The organism is Microbulbifer maximicatervae (SeqCode), assembly GCF_052467815.1.
In genome coordinates this window covers 2,765,848-2,787,711 of record NZ_CP174326.1, presented here as the reverse complement: position 1 = coordinate 2,787,711, position 21,864 = coordinate 2,765,848, and the positions used below count along the sequence as shown (strand labels likewise).

Here is a 21,864-nt window from a genome sequence, read left to right as displayed (position 1 = left end):
CTTATATAGACGCTTGTCTCTAAAGCGCCGCCCCTCACTCCCACACAAAATTGACACTGTCGCCGATACAGCAGTAGTCATCAAACGGCAAAATGTTTTTGCCGCCTAAGAGGACTTCAAAAGACTAAATCGTCGCTAGGCTTTCATATTCTCAAGCATATAGGCAAGGACTTCATCTCGGTCATCGACTAATTTTTCTATCAGATCAAGATGGTCCCGATTATTAGCTAATTTGAAATAACAAGGATTATCCATTTCTAGCATTTTCTCTTGATACTCTTTGGTCTGCCGAAAAAATTCCAGAGTATCAAATTCAGGCACTATTAAGTGTAGCGGGCATCTTGTTGTATCAATACCAGACACTAACATCTGGGGACTTACCTTTTCAGCAGATTCCATCGACATCTTAATGAGATCATTGAAAAAACTATTAACCAATGGGCGAACATCAAATATGCCAGCGAGGGAGAATGCACCTTTAAATTTACGTTGAGTAGTTACCGGAACGCCAAATTGACTCCAATCTGTCTGATGTAATAATGCCACCAGCTGCCCCCCAACCGAGTGCCCCACTAAGTATACAGATGGAGATCCTTTTTCCTCGGCCTCTTTTAGTACGCTCGCCATTGCCCACTGCATCTGCGCGACAATAGACTCCATTGGAGTATCATTTTTCCAGTCCGTAGCCATACGGTAACCCGGCATATACACTGCAAATCCTTCTTTATTAAAAGGCTTGGCCAGAAAAGAAAACTGTTCTTTTGAAAACCACTGCCACCAACCACCGTGAATATAAATTACAACCGGAGCATTTTCAGGGACTTTATCCGGCCTGAATACATCCATCGAGCCCGAGTAGTCCCCTTTCCCAAAACTGACAGTTTGTAAACCGTCCTTAATCGCTTTGCGATAAGTTAAACTGCGACTTCCAGTAAACTCTGCATGAGACGGCAAAAGAAGATCTGTAGGGAGGCGATGTGTCCACAAAACGGGATTATATTGTTCGTCCGTTTTCTCACGAGTAAAGCAATTCCAAAATTCACTCACGGGTAACACCCTCACTTTTCGCTGGGATAGTGTGATCACTTCGGTCTCTTAATGTATTGGCACTGCCTTCCGTATCACGATGGCTTTTCGTCAAAAGTAGGCCAGCTTCGCGCAGTGACCGCAACGCATCAGCATCGTCAACGTCATCGATGGTAGAAGCAATAAGGTTGTACCCGATGTGATAAGGGTCTGTATTGACCCCGGAGTGTAGTCCTTCCAAATAGACACAACCTTGCCTGACGACAGGCCGGGCTTCTCGAATAAGTTCATCGTCATGTTCGACATTGAACTTCCCGTTAAGCGCATTAACAATATTCATAAGGGCCTTTTGTCCCTTATCTGGGTCTCGAGTAATGGCGGTCGAAAACTTAGTTCGTATGCAAGGTCCTTTCCAGCTGTCATCAAGATATTTGCTGCTGAAAAATACGCGCACCATATATCTTTCGCAAACACGATTCAAAAGGTATCGGGCAACCCAAACATCGTCCGCTATCGTTAGCGCATCGCAACATTCACCATCAATACCACGATAACCGATTCGGAATACCCATTGCCCCAGCGTTATGGTTTTGATCTCACTGATAAGAATTCCAGCATCGATACAGGCTTTCGCATGTGCCTCAGCAACCTTTCGCCCATAAACCGATTCACTGCCTACACCACAGTAATAAACCCTTTGCAATAAAAAGGCCTCAACCCCTGAAAAACGAAACGGATAGCAATCAGAAATAAGTTTATATTCCTGTTCAAAACCCAGCTGTGGCTCAATAATTCTCTCCAGACAGTCTAACGTTTTTCTTATTCTGGCACGTATATTTGACAGGTGAATTTTTTTACCTTCCTCAAGTACCTCACAAAGTACGATATAGTCATTTAGCCCACGTAGTGGGTCCCGATAGACTCGAATTGGATTGAGGAAACAGTCGGAATCACTATCATCCAACTGCTCCGTCTTGGAGCGGTCAAAAGTCCACAACGGGAAATCCGTCACTACCGGACAATCTGGCAAACTAAGAGCTCTGGCCTTCGAACGAATCTGCTGCATCGGACCCGCTTCATCAATCCAGAGGTACTCCACGAAACTGAGTTTACTCATACCGATGACCCTTTTTAAATTTCTAAGTTAGCGGAATATGCTCCTGACCACCTCACCAGCAAGAACCAACTTACCGGAAAACATATAATCCTTTGAAGGTATCCCCATATAAGATTTTATTAAAAAATTAACCCTGGATCGTGTTATCTACCATTTAAACTATCGAGGTATTTACCTTAATGCCTCAAATAAAAACAGAGGGATTTTTTAGCCGGCTTGATTTCTGCTTATGGTAGGCCTTTCTATCTCCTAAAACGCAGAACATTACAATTTAAGGGGGGCATCGATCCTCTGGTTAATCCAACAAACTGTACTGGCGCCTCATCAAGTGAGTCTCCGACTGAGACCACATCAACAATCCAAGCAATTCAAGATACTTTCATCCCTAAATACCACTCTGATTCAAACGAATGCAAACTAACCTACCAATACGATAAATCTCTAAACAACAATTTGACTTTAAGATCTTGGCGTAGATTCGGAGCCATATACACTATGCAAGCACACCAACGTAGAACATAAAGACCAATAGAAAAAGCCTATTTTTGAGAAATTTATTGGTTAGTAATAGGTACAAGATAGGGAACTTGCTCACAAATAAACTATTCGAGATTACAAACTTATGATGACACCAAATAGTAATCAGCTATTACCCCATGAATGCACTCTAAACCGGCCACCAGATCAACCTAACCACACTTGGCAATAGGCTGAATGATGAACACTCCTCACAGGGTGGGGCCGCGCCAGTTTTGGGCGGCCAAATTTTCTGTAGCATAGCGCAGGAAACAAGTAGATTTTGTTGCGAATAACACTTACCAATCAATGAAAATATTTTTTGTATAAAGTTCCCCCCTTTCCGTAAATACCTATAAACATTTCAGCAGCAATTCCTTTATGCTCGAATCTCTAGTAGAGAGATAATAGATGGTATACACGGATAACCGCCAACTGGTAAATTCAACTTATCAATTTTAATGATTTTTTGTGGAAGGCTATTTTTTGATTGCATGGACTACTGCAGTAAGAAAGATTGCATTTTTATGGAATAATCAGCCTCTCAGTACAAATATACGACACCTGAATCTTCCGCAGAGTCATTGGCCTGATCGCTCATAATACCGATGGCCGCCCTGTCCTCATTGGGAGTTCCGAAAACTAAAGTATGACCATCCGGGCTCAAGGCGATGGACCCGCCGAAACTATCACCTGTCTCGATATGATTTGTCTCAATATACGCCTGCTGATGCCATGAATCATCCGCGCGGACAAACATATAAACTGCTCCAGAACCGACTGAATCATTATTCACCTGACCTCTATCAATACCGGTTGTGGCGCTAGCCTCTCCATAGGCACCTATGATCAGGGTATGGCCATCTGCACTCAGGGCTACTGAGATACCAAAACGGTCAAAGACATCAGAGTTACTCGCCTTGATGTACGCTTGTTGATGCCAGGTACCGTCCTCACGGGAAAATACATAGACAGCTCCAGAACCAGCTGAATCACTACTTGCATGGTCATCATTAATACCAACAACAGCGCTAGCCTCATCGGGGGCGGCCACGGCAAGGGTAAGTCCATTCGCACTTAAAGCTATGGAACGGTTGAAAAAGTCACCAATTCGAGTGCTAAAAAATTCATTACTCTTCTGGTCACCACCTATATCGGTGGCTACCTTGTTGCCCACCCCGACGTCCACCCCCCCATTTGCCTTGGCTAAGTATTTAGAGGTGTGAGTTGCAAAGGCCGACCCTACGGCTGGGCTGGCCACCTTCTCGATCATAATGGTCGGGGCATGCCCCTGATCGTCACCGCCAAAGACTGTGGACAGAATAAAAACAACCGACAGTACAAGCCCCAACAACAGGCGTATTAATATCATCGCCGCAGGCTCAAGTTTTGACACTACGTAATACATAGCCATATTTCCTTTTCTTTTTCCCTTAGGCATGGAAAGAGGGATTCCCCGGTTGCAAGGGGACATAACAAAGCCCCAAAGACACCACCTTCTAGCAGATAACTGGATTCACCAGCAGTGAAACAACCGACCGTGGGATTCAGCGTTGAAAAAAATTGGAGTTGCAGAAATGAGGAGCCAGCACTGGAGTAAAAAAAAGCCCGGCAAGCTACCGGGCAAAGGGGCTTGTGCGGGGCCAGCACAAGCAGGGGAGGTTGCGTAAGAGTGCGAAAACCTTAACACCCAATGCACTATTGAATTTCAACCAGTAAAACAGTCAAACATGGTACTCATCGTGTAACCGACTAAGTAAATAAGTTATATTTTTGTTTAAGTATCGTTTGGATTACTATTCGGCAGTCAAACTGATTTAACTGGAAGGAGCTTTTGAACAATTCTTTAATATCCCTGCAGACTTTAAAGACTACAGATATTAGGAGCAGCTCACCTCAAATAGCTGCAGCCCTTTGCAAAAGCTGCAACACAGCAGGCGTAGGTAGCCTTCAAGGCCTTTTACCGCTTTGACCACTCCCTCAAAACATCAAACAAAAAGGTAAGACTCTAGATTGACTTAACCTTTATTACCTTTAGGTTCATTCTCCACCTTGAATTCGTCCCCCATAAAAACAACACCAGCCAATTTGTTTAACTCAACACTAAATCTATGCTTGGCTGTAACGATGGCGACTAACAAAACATGTCGGTCTCCATAGATCGACCTCGCTCGCTTTGGGGTCTGAACAACCAGAACACAATCTTTGGTTATACCAACGCGCAGCCAACTTTCTGCATGTCCCGGCAGGGTGATTGGAGACGTTACAAAACGGACGCCCTCCAAATCTATATAAAGAAGAGTAAGGTCTGATTTTACGTTCAGTTCTCTCAAGTTCATTCCTATTTCCTCATTGAAATCTTATCCTTTATCCAGAAGTATTACCCTATTGGGCTCATCACCAATTAAGATCAGGCAGGAAACTTTCCCCTCACCCCGGAAAATCTACCGCTCTAATGTACCTTTTACCCACAACACATAACTAGACTCACAACCAGTGAACCAATAAAACGTGGCACTAAACATGTATACCACTGCAAAAAAACTCTAATCGTGTTTGAATTACGTTTAAATCACAAAAAATAATAGAGTCAAACTGCCAGATAAAAATACCGGAACTTACAATCTCACTGTAGCACCTGGAAGTATTAGCGACCTACAAAACACCCATGCATATCACAGAAAAATGAACCCTCAAGTACACAGCTATCCATACTAGAATTGTGACAGTCTAGCCAGCTGAATTCAGAAAGATTCTGTCTACGTAATCCAGCAGTAAATATCACGATCATTTAAACGATCACTCACATTATTGAAATTTAACATCTTGCTCAAACCGCTCATCCAGCCAACCCAGCACTTAGATACATCCTTGAAATTTAATACAAAATGCAAGGAGCTAGCAGTTATCTTGTGCAATCCAGAAAATAGGTTTTCCATGCAGCAAGATACAACAACCTGGAATTTAGATACCTTCAACAACAAACAACTAACCTATAACTTTGCCCGTAGCATTGAAGGATTTTTCTCCATCTACTCCCCAGCCTTAAAACATATCTATGGGGATTTCACAATAGAGCTATTGCATGGCCAGAAATCACGCTTGGTGGCAACACCCTCGATATATGGCCTTGACCGCTATATCAATATTCCCGAAAACACTCTGCGCCCCTCAGGTCTTTATATTTTTCCAGGAGATTTTTTCGACCTCCACCAATATCAATTTAGGGCTGCTTTTTTAGCCAAAGATTTAACATTCCCGAAAAATCCCATGATCGGACCTCCCAGCGCAGGCTTCGATCTATTCAGGAAATTCAGCAATAACAACGAATTATTCCCTGTATTCACCAAAAACGACCTCCACGAATTTAGCTCTATGACGCCCTGCCTACACATTCACCTTATTGACCTAAGAAAAATAAACTTGTCTAATCCAGAACGAAAAACTCTTAAATTGATGTTTGAGGAAAAATATACACGCCTAAAAAGCATTGGTTGTTAAGGTGAATGTAGAAGTACCCCTCAGGGATAAACTCTTCACATGCCCACCCCGTATTATGTTGAAAATCTTCGGAGAATTATCACTGGTTGACCAGGCGTAATGTAAGTGTTGAGAGCAGGCATTAAATGCCCCCTCGCGATATGCGCCCAATATAGGGGGGGGAGAAAGACCTTATTGAGCTTATTGCCCCCCTAATAAGGTCGCCAGATTTTTTATCAGCGGTTCAGATACCGTCTGGATTACAAAGCATTCTCTGAGGAGCCTCTGAATAACTTCGTAATTACCAACGCTTCCTGCTTTCTCGCTGTACCACACTGCACCTGTATATGTGCCCGACCTGAGCAGGGCGAGCACATGCGACCATCAATAGCGCGCAGTAAAGTTGACGAACCAACCCTTATGGTCGTAATCAAAGTTCGTCAGGTCATCACTAAACTCTGTGAAGTTGTAACCTGCACCGATACGAATGTTTTTTCCAATATCTCGATCGACACCGGCTAGGAATCCCTGCCGAGTGCCACCATTATCTACATTGAGCCAACGATACTCAGCCAGCGCGTGCCAATTCTGGTAAAACTCAAAACGGACCTGTCCTGCGGCAAAAGTGGTGGACGAATCAAGCCAGTCACCGGTATTACGCCCAAAGCGAACTTCGCCCTCGCGCCGCGCCAGTTTGGCAGCCAGCTCCCAATGGTGGTCTAAGCGGTATACACCTTCAAATGCCAGCACTTGAGTCTTTTGGTCGTAGTCCACCTCACCCAACTGCCCCGGCGAGGCCAAGTCATAAAGATAGGTGTAACGCCCGAACAACCCCCAACGACTGTTGCTCCAAGGCCGGTAGGCAAAACCAACATTACCCTCAATGAACTTTGCTCCCTCAGACGAGTTCAGCTCGTCTTCGGTGTCAGCGTAGTTAAAGCGCGCAGCAATCCTCCAACTCTCATTGAGTTTATGGGATAGGCGATGGGTACTGACCCATTGTGTGCGCCGCTCAGCCCCACTATCGCGCCGCCATTCCAACTTGCTCTGCCAGTCAGTTTCGGGCGAAGTACGCCCGCCGGTCAGGCTAACCGCATTCCGGGATACCTCCTCGCCGATGCTGTTGGTCAGCTCGCCATCACTCAGGATTAAACCCAGGTTCCAACCAATTGCTGGGTAAAAGTCCATACCGAAGGTATGCGCCAGCCCTGACTCATCACGACTTCTGATGTGCTGACTTTCGTTGAACAAATTTACTTGGTTCGACAATCTCCAGCGCTGGCCGAAGGTCCAGCCGTTCTGGCGATTAGGGTTGAAGAGCGAGTCGTATTCGGTACTGTCGGTCGAGTAGGTGTAGCCGCCGTAGAAGCTGTGCTGTGAAGTAAGCCGGTATTCGCCGTTGAGCGTCGCCGCGTCACCGCGATCGCCAGTGGTTATCTCAGTTCCCAGGGTCGACAGGTTGGCGAAGTTGTAGCGCGCCGCCAGCGAATAAGCATCGTTGTCGGCATAGTCACCACCATCGTTACTCAGGGTCATCTGGGTAGTGCCGGACACGTCCAGCGATGTACCGAATCGATGAGAATAACGCAGCGCACCCAAGAGGCCGGTGGCATCGCCTTCTCTTCGCTGCTCCTCAATACCGCGCACTTCAGCGCTCAGGGCACTGTTGTCACCAATACGCAACTCGCTGTTGAGGTGCGCTTGAGCCAGTGTTTCACCATCGCGCTCAGCCTCGCTATAACGGGCGTTGATACCGAGACCCGGGTTGAAATGGCCCAACAGCTCTGCGCCGTGTTCCTCGATATCGAGACCAGTGTCATGCCTCGAGATCGAGTAGCCGCCGTCGACCTGCCGCCACCAAGTGGCGGCGCTCCACTCCTGCTCGGTCCAGCCCAGCTCGCGGAAATTCACCCGCGATTCGACAGAACTGGCCACGCCCTCGCGCAAGCCGTCCGGGTTAAGTCGAGAGAAACTCAAGCCGCCGTTGTCGGAGAAGAACACTGGCGCAATAGTGGACTCGGTCCGACTGTGTTCGAATTTCAGATAAGTGCCTTTGCCAAACTGCTGGGTAAGGTCGGCCCCCATCAGCGTGTAATCCTCACCGGCGCGGTTCTCGTCGATATAGGTAAGCCCTATTCCCACATGGTCACCAAACCAGTGCTTGGCACGCACACCCCCAGTGACCTCATCGGCATCGAAGCCCGATGGCACCCACTCGTAGTCCACCAATAGCCTCTGCTCGAACCCATCCAGTGGCGTGTCGCGGGTAATGAAAGGGATGTTTTCCCGGGTAATTTGCGACAGCGCCCGAGTCAGCAGGATACGGCCTTGCAGTTCATCAATCTCGTAGTCAGCACCGCGCTGCAGCTCGATGCGCCGCTCCACCAGCCCGGTTCCCGGGTCGCGCACCTCCAATACGACGTGATCTGAACCGGGCAGCACGTCGGTATGGCGCAGGTAATACAAGCTGCCGCCGGTACCGATGAATTCGCTGTGGCCGGGCGCGGTCTGCGCCTCGGAGCCGAATACTCGCAACTCGGTATCCGCATCCCCCCAAGGGTTGGCCGAACTTGAGCGCCAGTTCAGCCCTGCGCCATACAGCGAGCGCCCGTATTGCGCATATTCAGTGCCAGTGATTCCGGTGTAGTAATTGCCCCACAGCGCTTCGTTCTTGTCCCATTCGGCGCGCAGGTAGAACCGCCCCATGGTGTCGACGTCCCGGGAGGTGGTCGAATCGTCCCCGTAGGTCGGGTAGTACAGGTCCGGGTCCAGGCGCCGGAAGACATCCTGTGAGTCGGCCTGGGTAAATCCGTCGAATAGATCTTCCAGGGGCCGATCCTGGGTGTCTGCCTGGGCGGTGATCAGGTATTTGCCCTTCGTTTTGGCTTTTACGTAGAACGCCAACCGGCCGTCACTGAGAAGGTCATCATCGCGGCCATCCAGCACCAAGTCGCGGCCGGGGCCACTGGCCCTGTTCTCTCGCACAGTTACATCGGCGATGCCCACACCGAAGAAGTAGCGCCCGCTCACTTCTATCGGCAGCTCGCGTTCGACAACGGAGCCCCCAGGACCCTCAAGCCTGACATCAAAGCGGTACTGGCCCACCGGCATCAGGTACTCGGCAACGAACTTCCGCTCCAGGTCGACCGGGTAGCTGTCGCCGTTGATCCACAGGGTGTGAGCAGCCGGAATATTGCGGCCCTGTATGCGCACTCGCGATCCGTAAATCGGGATATTCTGGTAGCGCAGGTTACTCTCGTCGAACACATCGTCGATCAGGCGCTGGGTCTCAGCTTCCTCCTCGCTCAGCGCACTGCCGAAGGAGCGTTCAGTCGAACTTCGCAGGAGTTGTTGGCTGCGCTCAGCTTCGTCGGGGCGTACCAGTTGCAAGCGCTGGGGATAGGTCTCGTCAACATGCCCCTCAACATCAAACGCACGCAGTACATAGACCAATTCATCACCGACTCGAAACGGAATATCCCGGGGCAATGCGCTATCCCACTGAGCCTCCGCCACTGGAGCTACATCAACCGCAACTTTTGCCAGCGGGCTGATCAAGTCGACGTCGGTGCTGCGGAACACTGCCAACTCCATGCGCGAGACAAAGCTGCTGTAATTACTGCGCACGAAAAAACGCACCGGCCGGGTGATGGCGCCATTTTCGAATGGCACCATGGTGGGGGCCGACACCGACAAGTCGCGCCGGCCCAGTGTGGGATCTTCGGTAGCCCAGATTACGCCATTATCAGGCAATGACACAGAGAACCGCCCCTGCGCTACAGCTCGTCCCGGCTTTTCCAATCCGATTGCGACCCTGCGATCAGGTTGCAGCTCCTCGGATGAGGACTGCTTGCTTGTGCCTACCGTAAGAGGCTCATCGTAACTGCGAGTACGCAGCTGGAATAGCAATCCATCACCGGTACGACAACCGTCGGCAGCGCACACCAGTTCCGGCGACACACCACTACTAACAGCGGTAATAGACGATCCATCAGCCGGTGACGGAGACAAACGCAGGCGCTGACCGGAGTAGATTTTGTAGGGGGGATCGATGCTATTCCAGCGCGCGAGTTCCTTTAAACTCACACCAGCACGGGCAGCGATAGCATATAAATAGTCGCCGCTCGCAACGGTATAAAAGTCATCGTTCATAAAACCCTTGGCATGCGGCGCTGCAGGGGCATGTTCGATGGTGGCGCCTTTTGGAGTGACATCCTTCAAGGCTGTCGCTTGCTTCGCCAGCCTCTTCTGAGGTGACACCGATGCACTCGGCGGCGGCGACAAACGCAACTGTTGTCCGGGATAGATTGTGTAAGGGGAATCAATGAGATTCCAGCTAGCGAGTTCAATTAAGCCCACACCGGCCCGGGCAGCAATACTAGATAAATAGTCGCCACTGGCGACGGTATAGGATTCGCCATCCATCAAACCGCTGGCATGGGGGGGCACTATGGAGATAGGTTCCATAGTAGCGCCCGTATGCAATGGCTCGGAGCTTCCCGTCATGGTTACTGGTGTTTGCTGTGCAAGTACCTGTGCTGTACAACTGGCCAGATTACTGATCACGACGGCATAGAGTAATTTCATCTGCATGATCGGCCCCTTATTTATCTTCAGAAGTGACAGGCAAAGTGACAGACGCTGTCGGGTCATCACTGGACTCGACCCGTATCCGGGAACGCACTTCCGGGCTCAACCTCATAGCCAGGGCGTTGTACACAGACCTGGCCCTTCGCAAACCCAGGGCAATGTTGTATTGGTAACTGGCGCGCACATCGGTATGGCCCACCACTGCCACAACGCCACTACCCATTTCCTCCAGGTGGGCAGCCACGTTATCCAACAGCTCCTCAAACTCCGGTCGGATCTCGGAGCGGTCGGTGTCGAACAGCACCGTGCCCAGCAGTAGCTCACCCGCGCTGATACCACCGACCAACTCATGAACCTCGGTGCGCACGGTGACCCTCAACATCTGTGCGTGCTCTGCTTCAACCTGCTTGAGCAGCAGGTCGCGCACTGCGATCGCACGTTGAAAAGCAAGTGCCTGACTTCGTCCATCGGCAGTGATGACAACCTCGCCGCCACCGTAGGCATCCACCTCCTCAGCCATGCGGGCAATCGCCGGCCGGTACTCGGCGCGCACCTCCGCACTGCCCGGCGCAAAGATGACTTCCCCCAGCGCCAGCTCAACCTCCTCGGTACGGCCGGGTAACAGGGTTACCGGCAAATGAACACCGAAGTCGAAGCGCACTGGCACGCCCGGAGTAATCTTCCGTACCAGTGGATTTTCGGTGGTGAAAACTGTGTCTGGAGGCAGCGTGGATGGATCGACCTTGAGGATAAAATTGCGATAGCCACGTTCGCCGCCTTGCACATCAACCAAGTGGTAACGGCCGTACTGATCCGTTTCAATCAGCACACCCTCCACGGATGCGAGGCGGACACCCGGCAGGCCACGCTCGTCTATGCCGGCGTTACTGATCACATAGTCAACGACCAGCCCCTCCTCACTCTGGAACAGGCGACGCTCCACTGTCGGTTCGGCGGCGTTAAGCCCCTGGGCTGCCTCACCGGATTTCTCAACCCAAGTGTTGCCGGCAGCGTCCATTCGAACGGTCACGCCTTGGTCGCTGGTAAGCACGAAGTCATCGGTAAATGCGGGCTCGACCAGACTATTTCGAATTACTATCTGGTGCCGCTCTACAGGATCACCCTCGGACTGGCGGGCTGTGATACGGCCCAGAGTGATGCCCTGCAGCAAAGGCGCAGTAGCACCCGCCACCGGGGGAGCATAGGCACTGGATGCGAATCCACCCTGCACTCGCACTCCCGTCAGCGCGGCACTGTCCATCCAGCCATCGGCGTCGCGGTCGTCAAACACCGTGCCGAAAATCAAACTGTCATCGAGCAGTGGGCCCGTTTCGACCGTCACCTGCGCGGTGGCCACATTCGAGATTGAATCACCGGTGTCGCTTTGCACCACCGCCGAGTTAATTTGTGTACCAAGCCGAGCACCAGCGCCGACGCGCAGCACATAGGCAATGGTGGCCTGCTCACCCACATCAATGTCGAGGCCACCTATCCTAAGCGGGTAGCGACCGGGCGACAGCTCGAAGGCATCATCACCGTCATCCACGGTTATCGAGCCTTCGACATAGTTGAATCCCGGCGGCGGCGTATCGACCAGAGCTGCATCCGTCACGGGCACCACGCCGACGTTCTCGACGGTCAGCACGTAACGCACCAGGTCGCCGATCCGTGCAGATCCCACGCCTGCAGTCTTGACCAACCGCAATTCCAAGTGGTTGTCCACCGGGTGGCCGGTGTTACAAACGGTGCAATCGGGATCATCTCCGCCCCCGCCCGACGCGACCACGTTGTTGCTGATCGTATCGCCTGCATCGGGGTCCACGAGAGTCTGGTAGCTAAAGAGGTAGACACCTGGCGCAGTGCCCACTGCCAAGGTGCACTCGAGACCACCAGACGCGACAAGACAGTTTCCGCCTTGGGGGGAGATGATGGAGTCCGTCAATAAACTCTGGCCATCGCTCAGGGTATCGGACAGGGTCAGCACTTCGGTGGTCGGACCATTGCTCACCGTCACGTTAAGCGTATAGGTGACTGTGTCACCTACCGTGACTTCAATACCATCTTCCGGATCTGAGGTTTTGCTTATTTGCACTCTCGGAAGTACCGGGTGCGATGTGCTACAGGTCTCGCAAACTCCGGTGTTGGGGACAACACTGTTATCAACTTCAGTGGTTGCGTTGTCGTTTAATGTGGCGGTGTAATCGAAAGTGTGCGAGCCGATGGCCGCACCCGCAGCCAGGGTGCAGGTGATCTCCTGCTCCGATGCTGAACAGCCACTTGGTAGAGGGCCGAGGTCAAGGCCCTCGTCCAGGGTGTCGGTCAGCACCACATCTCCGTCGGTGACAGCATTGGCAACATCTACCGTCAGGGTATAGGACACAGTGTCACCCACCAGCACCGCCGTGCCACTGGCAGGGCTCGCGCTTTTGTTGACCAAGATCGTCGGATCGACCGGGTGGTTGGTGATGCAGGTCCCGCAGTCTCCATTGTCAGTGACAACGCTATTGTCAACTTCGGTGGTCGCATCCTCGTTCACGGTAGCGGAGTAAGCGAAGGTGTATGAGCCAATGGCCGCGCCTGCAGTCAGGGTGCAGGTGATCTCCTGCCCCGACGCCGAACAGTCACTTGGCAGACTGGTAATATCAACGTCAAGGCCTTCACCCAGGGTGTCGGTCAGCACCACATCCCCGTCGGTGACAGCATTGGCGACATCCACCGCCAGGGAATAGGCCAGAGTGTCACCCACCGAGACCACCATGCCGCTGGCAGGGCTCGAACTCTTACTGACCCGGATCGTGGGATCGACCGGGTGGTTAGTGATGCAAGTCCCACAGTCTCCAGTGTCTGTGACGACACTGTTATCTACTTGGGTGGTCGCATCCTCGCTCACGGTGGTGGAGTAATCGAAAGTGTGTGAGCCGATGCCCGCGCCCGCAGCCAGCGTGCAGGTAATCTCCTGCCCCGACGCCGAACAGTCACTTGGCAGGCTGGTAATATCAACATCAAGGCCTTCACCCAGGGTGTCGATCAGCACCACATCTCCGTCGGTGACAGCATTGCCGACATCCACTGTCAGGGTATAGGACACAATGTCACCCACCGAGACCGCCGTGCCGCTGGCAGGGCTCGCACTTTTGTTGACTGAGATCGTCGGGTCGACCGGGTGGTTAGTGATACAAGTCCCGCAGTCTCCAGTGTCAGTGATGACACTGTTATCTACTTCGGTGGTCGCATCCTCGTTTACTGTGGCGGAGTAAGCGAAGGTATGCGAGCCAATGGCCGAGCCTGCAGTCAGGGTACAGGTGATTTCCTGCCCCGATGCCGAACAACCAGTTGGTAAAGGGCCAAGGTCAAGGCCCTCGTCCAGGGTGTCGGTCAGCACCACATCGCCGTCGGTGACAGCATTGCCGACATCCACTGTCAGGGTATAGGCCAGAGTGTCACCCACCGAGACCACCGTACCACTGACAGGAATCGCGCTCTTGCTAACTGAGATCGTCGGGTCGACCGGGTGATTGGTGCTGCAGGTCCCACAGTCTCCAGTGTCAGTAACGACACTGTTATCTACTTGGGTAGTCGCATCCTCGTTTACGGTGGCGGAGTAAGCGAAAGTATGCGAGCCAATGGCCGAGCCTGCAGTCAGGGTACAGGTGATTTCCTGGCCCGATGCCGAACAACCAGTTGGTAAAGGGCCAAGGTCAAGGCCCTGGTCCAGGGTGTCGGTCAGCACCACATCGCCGTCGGTAACAGCATTGGCAACGTCCACCGTCAGGGTATAGGCCAGAGTGTCGCCCACCGAGACCCCCGTGCCGCTGGCAGGGCTCGCACTTTTGTTGACTGAGATCGTCGGATCGACCGGGTGGTTGGTACTGCAAGTCCCACAGTCTCCAGTGTCAGTGATGACACTGTTATCTACAGCAGTGGTGGCATCCTCGTTCACGGTAGCGGAGTAAGCGAAGGTGTATGAGCCAACGACCGCGCCCGCAGCCAGGGTGCAAGTGATCTGCTGCCCCGATGCCGAACAGCCACTTGGCAAAGGACCCAGGTCAAGGCCGTCATCCAAAGTGTCAGTCAGCACCACATCCCCGCTAGTGGTGGCATTATCTACATCCACCGTAAGGGTATAGGCCAGGGTGTCACCCACCGAGACCGACGTACCGCTGGCAGGACTCGCGCTTTTGTTAACTGAGATCGCCGAGTCAATCAAAAAGGGCTCTGTAACGCACTTGGCACCGTCATTGGTATCAGTGCCCCTGATACCAGAGATCAGGGTACTGACGCCGCTACCCGTATCAAACTGATAGAACCCCCCATCATTGTTGACGCCAAACACTCCGTTTGTGGCGCCGAACAAGGCACCGAAACTTTCCGTAAAATTCGCCCCGGGTGTCCCGCTTCCAATCTGCCTCATCCCTCCCGTTGCAGGATTGATTACGAACAGTCGATCCCTGTTACCAGTTGTGCTCTGGCTGCCGACAGCGTACAGTCGATCGTTGTGCCATGCCAGATCCGCCGCCAAAAACGTGAGGCTTGTTGTGATCGAAAAAGCACGGCGATTAGATATATTTATTCGATAGAGAATATTTCGGAGACCATTGCGTCTGACGTAGTAATTACCATCTGGATCGATTTCACCTGAGACGTAACCCTCAGGAAAATTATTGGGATCGGGGACTGGAAGATTCTGTATAGCTCCCAACTCCTCTACACTGCCATCCCGACCAACTCTTAACAGAACATTAGTCCCGCGCCTAATGGCATACAGATAGTTGTCCGAAGGATTGAACGCAGTGCCGTTATAGACCTCATTGGCAGCTCTTCCCAAAACAGTGAAATCAAATGGGTCCGAACTCGTATCGAAACGAATCAACTCCGTTGGAGGCGTGTTTAGCACCACGGTTTGCGTCAGATAAAGGCTCGAATCACATGCCGGCATTGGCTGCACTTGTGCCTGCGTGCTCGCCGACCAACCCATCAAGCCATAGGCAATGGCCAAGACAACACGGAGCACCTGCAAAACCCCTTTACCCAAAGATGCCACCGCCTTGCCGCAGCAAGACCTAACCACGCATCCTCCCCCCCACAGAAAAGCCAACTGCCCGCTATACACACTCATCAAACGTCTCCCCAATCGTTTGCTGTTCAAACCGCGTATTCAGTGCTTTTGCATTAAATATGCGGTGCCGTAGCACATTTTTATGCTGAGCAATCATGTGATTGAGCGAGGTACTCTCCATGGAAAAAACATGGGTATGGAAATTCTTTCTATTCGAACACGAACCAATACCGCGAATAACAATCTGTTTTTGACGGACGGATTGACGGTTTAATTTGATATGAACTGCAGTACCGAAATAATTGAAAAATAGCTTAAACAAAATAGATTGTTATTAACCTGGCAACTGGAATTTGCGCTAATACCAATATGAATAAAGCTGAAAATTGCCATTTCGGCTGTGTAGGAAGAGAGTTCTACCTCAAAAGATCGCAGATACCCGTTGGTGCGCTTAAGGTATCAATAAACAAGCAAGTCGAACGATACTGAGAAGGCGGTACTCTATCGTTTGAATAATGACAACCTGGAATTCCGGCTGGCAGGGCAGAAAGGGAAATCGAAGTACTTTATTTACCGACCTATTCTCTGATATTTAACCTAGACAAATACCTAAATTATGACCTGAAAGCAGGTGTCCACAGAGAGAAATCCTCCCATAAAAATCACTAAGCCACATAGCAACATAGCAACATCCAGTATGCGGATAACGAAAAGGCAGTCTGGGCAGGTCAAAACATACAAAGCATGCTATATCCTTCCCGTCAGCGTTACCCTACATTTGTCGGGTTGTCCGCCCCGCCCTCCAGAATTAATATCCGCCCAGTCACCAAAAGAAAAAACAATCTGTGGGAAATATGTCGAGGTCGGAACTTTCATACCAGAAACCCGTACCGCTATTTTGACTAATTACGACATCAACCCCAGGTAAATAACTATTTCTAAGTCTGATACTGGGTCAAAGATTGTACATGGAGAGTTTCCCGAAACACTAACGGAGTCAGCTTAGCAACAAAAGTCACGGATTCCACTGTAAATAGTGGGGGGGCAGATAGAAATCCAGTCAAGACTTTTGCAAGCGCCAATAACGGGATTACGAATGGCAGCTTACCTATAACAGGCAACCCAACACCGGGGTTACTATTATAATGAAAATTTTTCTGAAGATGCTTGGGGAATTAAGTGTTTTTCACGATGGTATAGCTGTGGATTTACCGGCTTCGAAAAGGACACGCGCTCTTCTTGCCTACCTTGCGAAGACCGCCAAACCACATCGTCGTGAACGCTTATGTGAAGTCTTCTGGGAAACCCCAGATGATCCGCGCGGGGCGTTGCGCTGGTCATTGAGTAAGCTCCGCCCCCTGGTGAATGACACATCCACTGAACGACTAGTAGCAGACCGGGAACGCGCAGGCATTGCGGCTCCTGATATCGAAATCGATATCAACATCCTGAAAGAAAAGATCGTGGCCAAGAATTTAACACCTGTGGAGTTGGCCTCGCTTGCGGACAGCTTACAGCAACCATTTCTGGATGGTATCGACTTGCCAGACCAGGAGTTATTCCAACAGTGGTTAACAGCAGAAAGACAAGAAATAGTTCGTTTGCAAGGCAAAGTGCTAGCCCGTTTGTCATCACATCCAGATATTAACCTCCATGAACGACTAAATAAGGCCCGTGAATGGGAAGCCTTAGAACCACTCAACCCTAATGCTGCGACTCAACTTCTAACTCTACTGGATCGCCTTGGTCACACTTTTGAAGTCACAGCTTTAACTCATGATTTTGCAAGGCGGTTTCACAACGCGGGAATTACCTGGTCTCCAAATACACGGTCCGAGATCGAACTTACAAGAAAAGGGGTCGAAGAAAACAGTCCGGCTACCGCCGATGTCGACAAAGATTCTAAAGCAAGTGACCTTATTGCTCGGCAAAAGATCCATTTTTGCACTTCAGATGATGGTGTACGCATCGCTTATTCTTCCGTGGGGGAAGGCCCCCCCATTATCAAGGCTGCTAATTGGCTCAGCCATCTTGAACATGACTGGGATGCCCCAATTTGGAGCCCCCTATTTCGCGATCTTGCTTCTGATCATCATTTTGTCCGCTATGACAAACGTGGAAATGGTCTTTCCGACTGGAATGTGGAAAATATGTCCTTTGAAAAATTTGTGAGTGATCTTGAAGCTGTTGTATCGGCTGTCAAAATCGACAAATTTGCCCTACTCGGAATATCACAAGGCGCAGCTGCTTCCATAGAGTACGCTGTCAGACACCCGGAACGAGTATCACATTTGATCCTGTTTGGAGGCTATGCCGCAGGCTGGCGAATAGATTCGACAGACGATATTCGCAGAGAGCACGAGGCATTGATGACTTTGACCGAGGTAGGCTGGGGAAAAGAAAACCCTGCATGTCGACAGATATTTTCATCTATCTTCATGCCCAGCGCCACGCCTGAAGAACTTTCTTGGTTCAATGAATTCCAGCGTTTAACGACATCCGCAGAAAACGCTGTTCGGTTTTTATCTATATCCGCTAATATTGACGTGCGTGAGCGACTCAAGCAAGTGAAAGTACCAACCTTAGTAATTCACTCATTGGGAGACCAGCGCATTCCCGTCGAAACCGCTCGCGATATTGCCGCTACAATTCCCAATGCCGAATTCATAGGGCTGGATAGCAGCGGACATCTGCTACTGGGGCGGGAGGATGCATCAAAGGTTTTTGTAGAGAGTGTACGAAATTTTATTGCTCGCAAACCACAACAACCCTCAGAAAAAGAAGAGATATAAAACCCCTAAAGAGGTTGTATATTACTACCTAGCATCAAGTAATAACTCCTACCCTATCATGCTGCAAGTAAATCATCTTGCAGCATGATAAACAATTCACTTGATAACATCTTCCCTCGGATTACCTTTAGCCTATCAATCCATTACAAATTAAAAGTTATCCTTGGCGACACCTTATTGCCGCATTCAATAAAGCACGTAACTGAGCTGGTGGGGCAGTCGGAGACAGGGTAATCCAATTGTCCGGCAAATTAGTATCAGAGTCACAGGTGCAGGCTGCCAAGATTTCCTGAGCCAGTGCACTTGCCTCATCTGAAGATAGAGACGAATTTTTGAGAGTGGCATATTCACACAGCAATATGGAGAGGGGGGCGTTGGATTGACAAACATCCTCTACCGAAGTAAATGTCAATACTGGACAGCGCCACTTTTGCAAACAATGAGAAAGCGTATCCTTAAGGTCATCATCTTGAAAAACCAACGCAACTACAGGTAGGTCCTCTTTTGGCTCAGTTTCCTTTTCATGCTTCAGCGAAACATGTTCAAGTCTAGGCACGCAAATCGTAAAATCACTTCCACTTCCGGGGATAGATTTAATTTCCACAGGGTGATTCAACAATTCAGAAATAAGTTTGACAATGGATAGGCCGATACCAGAACCACTAGAATCCGATGAGTTTCTACCTGACCGTTGATAAATCTCAAAGATTCGCTTCAGATCTTCATTGTCAATGCCACATCCGGTATCAGTAACATGAATAACAACATTTTTGCCTTGCCGCCGGCAGCCAATAACGACCTTACCTTCGTCCGTATATTTGATCGCATTGGTAATCAAATTACGCAGCATCCTTTCTAGCAGTATTGGATCGCTTAGGACCTGCAGGGAGCATGGCTGAAACTTCAATCGAATGGATTTCGCTTCCGCTAAAATCCGCATCTCATTCTGAAGTTGGGAGAACAGATTTGTCAGTTGTATTGACTTAAGTTCAGGTATTATACCCCCGTATTCTAGTTTGCATAAATCAATAATGGAATGAAAAGATTCACTCAACTGGTGGTGTGTATTCTTCAGCTGTTCAAACATCATTTTTCCATCCACACCATGAACGTGTGGGTTCAGGTGCTCCAGAAAAATACCCATTGAATAGAGTGGCTGGCTCAAGTCGTGACTGCTCTGCGCAATGAAACGGGACTTTTCGTGATTAAGCTTTTCCATTTTCAGCTTTTCCATATATAGAGCTTTTATACGCAGTATTAGTGCAATCGCCTGTATAAGCATATGCAAAATCTGAACATAGAGAACTTGAATCATTTCATAATGTTCATTGACTTCCTCAATAGAATTGGAAGGCCGATCAACAACTAATGTTATTTCCAAAATAAACATTATCAGCAAAGGCCACCCACAAATATAAATCGTGTAATAATGACCATCCTTGCGGGCCTTGGAAATACCAGAACTTAGAATAAGCAGCCAAACAAATATTGAATTGAAGATATATAGAACTGTACTTTCTTTAAATGAAATCATGGTACTAGCTACTGCAACAGACACTGTTGTCAGGACCGCCACCACAAACGCACAATTCCATATTCCAGAACTACGTTTGATTTGCAAGAAGCTTGCAGAAAATGCCAATAGAGATAACAGTGACGAAGAAACCAACAACCAAAACAGTGTTGCTTTTTCATAAGTTGATTGCCACAAAATAGCTGGCATACAGCTAAATTCAATGTAATAGATCAGCATTAAGAGAGAAGAGAGAGACCCCCAAAAGAAGGTCATTTCTGCCATTAGTAGCCAGCAAAGAAAGCCAAGCAGGATGAATCCAAGAATAATGCCGATCATTATTTTAAATGTATAATCCATCTGCAGGTTCCAGAGCTTGTATTGATGCTCCCCCATCAACACCAAGTATGGATAGCCAGTAGTAAATTTAGCGTTCAACTCAATAACCAATAAATAGGATTCACCCTTCTGTAGCTCAATATTTACTGCCCGACCGATAGTGCTGATGTCAGTAGAGTCAAGAAAGTCAGTGTCTCTTAGAGTGTGAACAACCTGACCATCTCTTCCCCTGATCAATACCCTAAATTGCTGGAAATCGAAATTTCTGATGTGTAATACCCAGTCACTATTTTCTGAATAATTGACAATGTTAGCGTACAGCCAGAATCGGTCGTGTTGCTCAAAGTCGGGGGTCTGACCAAATGCTTGCCCCTGGGGAACAAGATCCGGAGCATTTTCCAATAACAGACCTTCTGAAGCGACGATGAAATCGGAGGAATGATTGAGGGAACCCAATCTGTAGCGAGTATCAGGTTTAGTTAACTTGATAGGCGAGAAGAATTTAGCCGTGTGCTCCGCGGAATATTGCCTCTTTACTTGGGAAGAGCTAAGCCCCATCACCAATACTACCAAGAATATAGTCAGGAATAGATTAAGTTTATTTGTAGGTGGACACAATACCTTGCGAGTCACACTACCTCCGAAAGAAACTGCTAAATAATTTGATGCGAAACTAAATTGATGAGAGGTGAGCTACCATCTTAAGAGAAGAGGATGGAAAAGTAGATATGCAGTATATTTGGGACCACTTGGCTAATCGGAACTGCTCATTTTTCACGCTACTAAAATCCGTTTTCCTTGACGAATGCTGTCGAATACAATCACTAGCGTTCTCATGGCCCCCTCCTCCCCAAGATGAGTATAAATGGGGGAGAAAGTTATTGGCTTCTAAGCCTTTTGCTATCGTTTTATAAATTCCGAACTTAAAACGCACCATATGGGTAATCGCTGCTTTAGCCAACAATTCCAACCATTTACCTTTTAATTTAACAAAAGAGTAAATAACAACTTCTCCTCAAATATTGTCAGCAACATCCCACTACGTCCCTTACCTATCACGGTACCATCTTCCCAGTCGCACTTACCATAGCGATTGCGATAGGATTTTGATGTAATTCTCAAATTTGTACAAAGTCTTCGCTATTTTCCCAATCTGAATAAATCAGCGGATGGATTGTGTTGCAGTGTAACAATACGTCCTTATATCTCTTTAAATCGCCTACTAGTTGCTGGGGGCTTAACTCTTTCTGAGTTAGTGTATCTATTCGTTGCAGCACACCATCTATTGCTTTCCGCATCTTATACACTCTCTGATACCAAAAATAAGCTAGCCGGTGTGCTTGTACTAGACCATTCGCTGAGGAATACCTTTTCAACAGTTCTGTTATTACTTTCTGAGATTGTTCGGCTTTTCTCAGGCTGTAGATCTGGTATC

The 21,864-nt window shown here is 49.2% G+C and carries 9 protein-coding genes; 2 read left to right on the top strand and 7 right to left on the bottom strand.

Features of this window, described 5'->3' with window-relative positions; all coding sequences use genetic code 11:
* Window positions 1-135: 135 nt before the first annotated feature.
* The 4 genes from ACJJIW_RS12120 to ACJJIW_RS12105 all read right to left on the bottom strand — a co-directional run bounded on the left by ACJJIW_RS12120 (window position 136) and on the right by ACJJIW_RS12105 (window position 4,998).
* On the bottom strand, window positions 136-1,047 hold the full coding sequence (locus tag ACJJIW_RS12120) for an alpha/beta hydrolase (RefSeq protein WP_444935293.1): 912 nt from the start codon (window positions 1,045-1,047) through the stop codon (window positions 136-138).
* Complete coding sequence (locus ACJJIW_RS12115) at window positions 1,040-2,143, bottom strand: glutamine synthetase (protein ID WP_444935292.1); 1,104 nt, start codon at window positions 2,141-2,143, stop codon at window positions 1,040-1,042. The genes ACJJIW_RS12120 and ACJJIW_RS12115 overlap by 8 nt, the downstream gene beginning before the upstream one ends.
* A gap of 1,060 nt (window positions 2,144-3,203) precedes the next feature.
* The gene (locus tag ACJJIW_RS12110; RefSeq protein ID WP_444935291.1) at window positions 3,204-4,067 is read right to left on the bottom strand and encodes an FG-GAP repeat protein; all 864 of its coding nucleotides are present in this window, start codon (window positions 4,065-4,067) and stop codon (window positions 3,204-3,206) included.
* A 610-nt stretch (window positions 4,068-4,677) separates the two neighbouring features.
* Entirely contained in the window at window positions 4,678-4,998 is a 321-nt protein-coding gene (locus ACJJIW_RS12105; protein ID WP_282931722.1) for a hypothetical protein, read from the bottom strand.
* A gap of 598 nt (window positions 4,999-5,596) precedes the next feature.
* Between ACJJIW_RS12105 and ACJJIW_RS12100 the strand changes: the two genes are divergently transcribed.
* A complete protein-coding gene (locus ACJJIW_RS12100) occupies window positions 5,597-6,160 on the top strand; it encodes a hypothetical protein (protein ID WP_444894629.1) in 564 nt (187 codons plus the stop codon).
* A gap of 363 nt (window positions 6,161-6,523) precedes the next feature.
* Here the strand turns inward: ACJJIW_RS12100 and ACJJIW_RS12095 are convergent, their stop codons facing one another.
* Together ACJJIW_RS12095 and ACJJIW_RS12090 are read right to left on the bottom strand one after the other, a co-directional pair.
* The gene (locus tag ACJJIW_RS12095) at window positions 6,524-10,732 is read right to left on the bottom strand and encodes a LysM peptidoglycan-binding domain-containing protein (RefSeq protein ID WP_444935290.1); all 4,209 of its coding nucleotides are present in this window, start codon (window positions 10,730-10,732) and stop codon (window positions 6,524-6,526) included.
* A gap of 10 nt (window positions 10,733-10,742) precedes the next feature.
* On the bottom strand, window positions 10,743-15,845 hold the full coding sequence (locus ACJJIW_RS12090; RefSeq protein WP_444935289.1) for a DUF6923 family protein: 5,103 nt from the start codon (window positions 15,843-15,845) through the stop codon (window positions 10,743-10,745).
* A 1,085-nt stretch (window positions 15,846-16,930) separates the two neighbouring features.
* On the opposite strand from ACJJIW_RS12090, the gene ACJJIW_RS12085 reads away from it, so the two are divergent.
* Window positions 16,931-18,577: a bifunctional AfsR/SARP family transcriptional regulator/alpha/beta hydrolase gene (locus ACJJIW_RS12085; protein WP_444935288.1), complete on the top strand. Its 1,647-nt coding sequence runs from the start codon at window positions 16,931-16,933 to the stop codon at window positions 18,575-18,577.
* 157 nt (window positions 18,578-18,734) lie between these two features.
* Here the strand turns inward: ACJJIW_RS12085 and ACJJIW_RS12080 are convergent, their stop codons facing one another.
* A complete protein-coding gene (locus ACJJIW_RS12080; protein WP_444935287.1) occupies window positions 18,735-21,062 on the bottom strand; it encodes a sensor histidine kinase in 2,328 nt (775 codons plus the stop codon).
* Window positions 21,063-21,864: the final 802 nt, after the last annotated feature.